The following is a 3,419-nucleotide window of genomic DNA, read 5'->3' on the forward strand; positions in this document are numbered from 1 at the left end:
AGCCCGCTCCCACAGGGGAACTGCGTTGACAGACTAACCGCGTTGGTCGTCAAAAAACGCCTTCTTCCCGTCTACCCGCTCCGACGCCTTGGGCATATTCACCGCCTGCCCTTCAGACTTCTCCACATACCAATAGCAATGGCTCACGGCGCGGGTAATGCCCACATACGCCAGGCGCAGCACCTCGTCTTTTTGCGCATTGTCATACGGCTCGCTGTCACCGTCTTTGCCCAGCCCCGCCATACGGTAGACCTGGTTCTTGTAAGGGGAGCTGGTGACATGCTGGCAATCCCCTAACAGAAACACCGCATCCGCCTGTAGGCCCTTGGCGCTGTGATAGGTCAGCTGCTTCAGTCTACGCGCGTGGGTCGGCAAGCTAGAATCCACATTAACTACAGACTGAATATGCTCTTGAATCAGTAACTTATCGCTACTTTTTCGATACAGCATTAACACCGTTTCGCCGCGCTGGTAGTGCTCCAGCAACTGCCGCCCGAGGGCCGCCTCATCGCGCGCCAACACCTTGACCGGCACCAGCGCCTTGGGCGCGCCACTCGCCTTGGCCTTTTTGCCAGGAATCGCCGGCGCGGCGCGCACGATATGCTCGGCCGCGTCGATGATGTGCTGGTGGCTGCGGTAGTTCTCACCAAGCATCACGCGGGTGGTTGCCGGCGAGGAAAATTCCTTGTTGAACTCCATGAAGTACTTCGGCGAGCTGCCGCGCCAGCCGTAGATCGATTGCCAGTCGTCGCCCACGCACAACAGCGAAGAGCGCTGGGCGCCGCGCCCGACGTGCATGGCCGGGCCACGACTGCGGATCTCCCGTAGGCTGGCGCGAATCCACGAGACGATCTGTGGCGACACATCCTGGAATTCGTCGATCATCAGGTGGGACAAGGGCCGCAGCAGCGGATCGCTGAGTAGCTTGAGGTTTTCCGGGGTGTTCTCGCCAAACAGCGAGAACATGCGGTTGTAGGTCATGATCGGCGGCGACTGGTCGAGCAGGTGATCTTCCAGGGCTTTCCAGAAAATGCTCAGGGCCTCGAAGAAAAACCGGTCCGGATCGTCCTTGGCAAAGCTCATTTGGCCGACTGCGGTGGGCACGTCCAGCCCGAGGTTCTCGATAAACCCGGCAGCCACCACAAAGCAGTCCAGCAGCGGAGCCGAAGCCAGCTCGCCCTTGACCTTGTAATCAAAGCCCGGCCCGGCACTGGCATCGCCGGCGAGACTACTTAAAAGGCGCCTTGAAGACTCATAATTATCCAACCATATTAATGGCTTACGACAGAAAGCTTGAAACAGTGTGCGCTTGACCGCCCACTCCGCGCGTACCGACAACTTTGCATTGGGTCGGCTGACCTGGGGGTTTTCACGGGCATCGAAGCCCAGCACCACCCAGGCATCCAGCTCGGGGATATAGCCATGGCAATGGAACTGCGCGCCATTGATCTCCACGGTCTGGCGGTTGGGTTCGATGCCCTTGATCGGCCAGGCACCGGCACGAAACCACAGGTCTTCGACCAGGTCGCAGAGTTCTTCGTCGCGCTTGGCCGCCAGCTCGGTCACCGCTACGCGTTTTTGCACGTCGGGATGGTCACGCTCCAGCTCCTTGAGCTGCAACCCATGCCGGGCCAGCGGCGCGATCAGCTCGCGAAATCGCGCGTGTTGGCCGTGCAGTCGGTGATAGCAGGCGTTCATCTGCTGGCGCTGGGCGTCGTTGATACGCAGGTCAAACGGATTACTGTCTGCGTCTTCAACGCCTGTGCTGAGGTTCTCGAACGCCTGCAGGCGTTCAAAGCCCGGGAGGCTGCGCACCATCGGCAGGATGCGCGAGTGAAAGGTGCGCACCACCGCCTGTGCCTCTTTGATGCCAAGGGGTTGGCCCCACAGGCTGAGAATCTCCATGAGCTTGTGGATGAAGTCTTTACGCGACTCTCGGGTGAAGGTCACCACGGTCATCGAACTCAGCTCAAAGCCCAGGTAATGGGTGAGCAACAGGATGCGCAGCACCAGCGAGGTGGATTTACCCGCCCCCGCGCCCGCAATCACCGAGGTGGACGGTGTATCGCTGAAAATCATCTTCCATTGCGCCGCACTCGGCTGGGCATGGGCCGGCAGTAGCCGCGCGACATCAGCCTTCATGCGCTTCTTCAATTCGGCGGTCAGCGGCAGGCGCCAATCATCGAACAGGCTGTCGTCAACGCCGGGGGCACGGTGCTCATCGGGACGAAAGTCACGGATCAGCAGGACTTGCCGGCCTTCTTCGATGCCATCGGCCTTGCCTTCGCGGTAGCCATACTCGACACCGGCTTCGTGCCCACTGCGAAAGCCATCCGCCTGCCCATGCAACCAGGAAAACCGGTGCTGGGCGCGCAAACGCGTCAACCCATGGCCAAACAGGCGCGCGGCGAGGCGCTTGAACAGGGGCATGTCTGCCAGTGGGCGCAGTTCTGGGGGCAAATCAGGGGTGTGTTGCGGCACGCGGACTCCAGCGATGAGGTTGGTTTTGGCGAATGCGCCATGGTCGCCGGAATCGCGCTGCAGTTCCAGCCAATTGCTTTGCCGTCATGCAGTTAGGCGATGAAGTGAAAGTCAAAACCCCAGCAATAGATCTGCTAAATCGATAGGAATCAGGCAGTTTTTACGCTTTTTATCGATCATGCTCTGCTGGATCATGGGCGCCATCCACAGGAGACGATCATGCTTGAACTTCGACCTTTCAACACGCTGGGCGGCGCCCACCACGGCTGGCTTGACGCCCATCACCACTTTTCCTTTGCCGAATACCATGACCCCCAGCGCATGCACTGGGGAAACCTGCGGGTGTGGAACGACGACATCATCGCGCCCGGCACAGGTTTCCCGCAGCACCCACACCGCGACATGGAAATCATCACCTATGTGCGTGAGGGCGCCATCAGCCATGCCGACAACCTGGGCAACACAGGCCGTACCGAGGCAGGTGATGTGCAGGTGATGAGCGCGGGCACCGGGATCGCCCATAGCGAATACAACCTGGAGGCGACGCCGACCAAGATCTTCCAGATCTGGATCATCCCGAATGAAGGTGGGCTGCCGCCGTCGTGGGGCGCCAAGCCGTTTCCGAAAGAGGGCCGCGACGGGTTTGTGACCTTGGCCAGCGGCAAGGCCGGTGACAATGAAAGCCTGCGCATTCGTGCGGATGCGCGCTTGGTGGCGGCCACTCTGAAGGCTGGGGAAAGCGCGGAGTACCGACTCGATAGCGGACGCCGTGCGTATTTGGTGCCGGCAACCGGTGCGATTGAAATCAATGGCTTGCGCGCACAAGCTCGAGATGGTGTGGCGGTTGAGGATGAGGCAGTGTTGCGGGTGACGGCTATTGAGGACAGTGAGATCGTGTTGGTGGATCTGGCTTGATACTCAAAATGTGGGAGCGGGCT

At 60.1% G+C, this 3,419-nt stretch carries 2 protein-coding genes; one reads left to right on the top strand and one right to left on the bottom strand.

Features of this window, described 5'->3' with window-relative positions; all coding sequences use genetic code 11:
- Nucleotides 1-33 precede the first annotated feature (33 nt).
- On the bottom strand, nt 34-2,481 hold the full coding sequence (locus DBR46_RS30165; protein ID WP_124530089.1) for a UvrD-helicase domain-containing protein: 2,448 nt from the start codon (nt 2,479-2,481) through the stop codon (nt 34-36).
- A 219-nt stretch (nt 2,482-2,700) separates the two neighbouring features.
- On the opposite strand from DBR46_RS30165, the gene DBR46_RS30170 reads away from it, so the two are divergent.
- Nucleotides 2,701-3,396, top strand: coding sequence for a pirin family protein (locus DBR46_RS30170; RefSeq protein ID WP_124530091.1), 696 nt, complete (start codon nt 2,701-2,703; stop codon nt 3,394-3,396).
- The last annotated feature ends 23 nt before the right edge of the window (nt 3,397-3,419 follow it).

Origin of the sequence: Pseudomonas sp. KBW05 (genome assembly GCF_003852405.1) — a bacterium.
Classification (GTDB): domain Bacteria; phylum Pseudomonadota; class Gammaproteobacteria; order Pseudomonadales; family Pseudomonadaceae; genus Aquipseudomonas.

What these genes read in the sequence shown, in the direction of transcription:
- DBR46_RS30170 (WP_124530091.1), top strand. Translation starts at nt 2,701, where the DNA reads ATGCTTGAACTTCGACCTTTCAACACGCTGGGCGGCGCCCACCACGGC.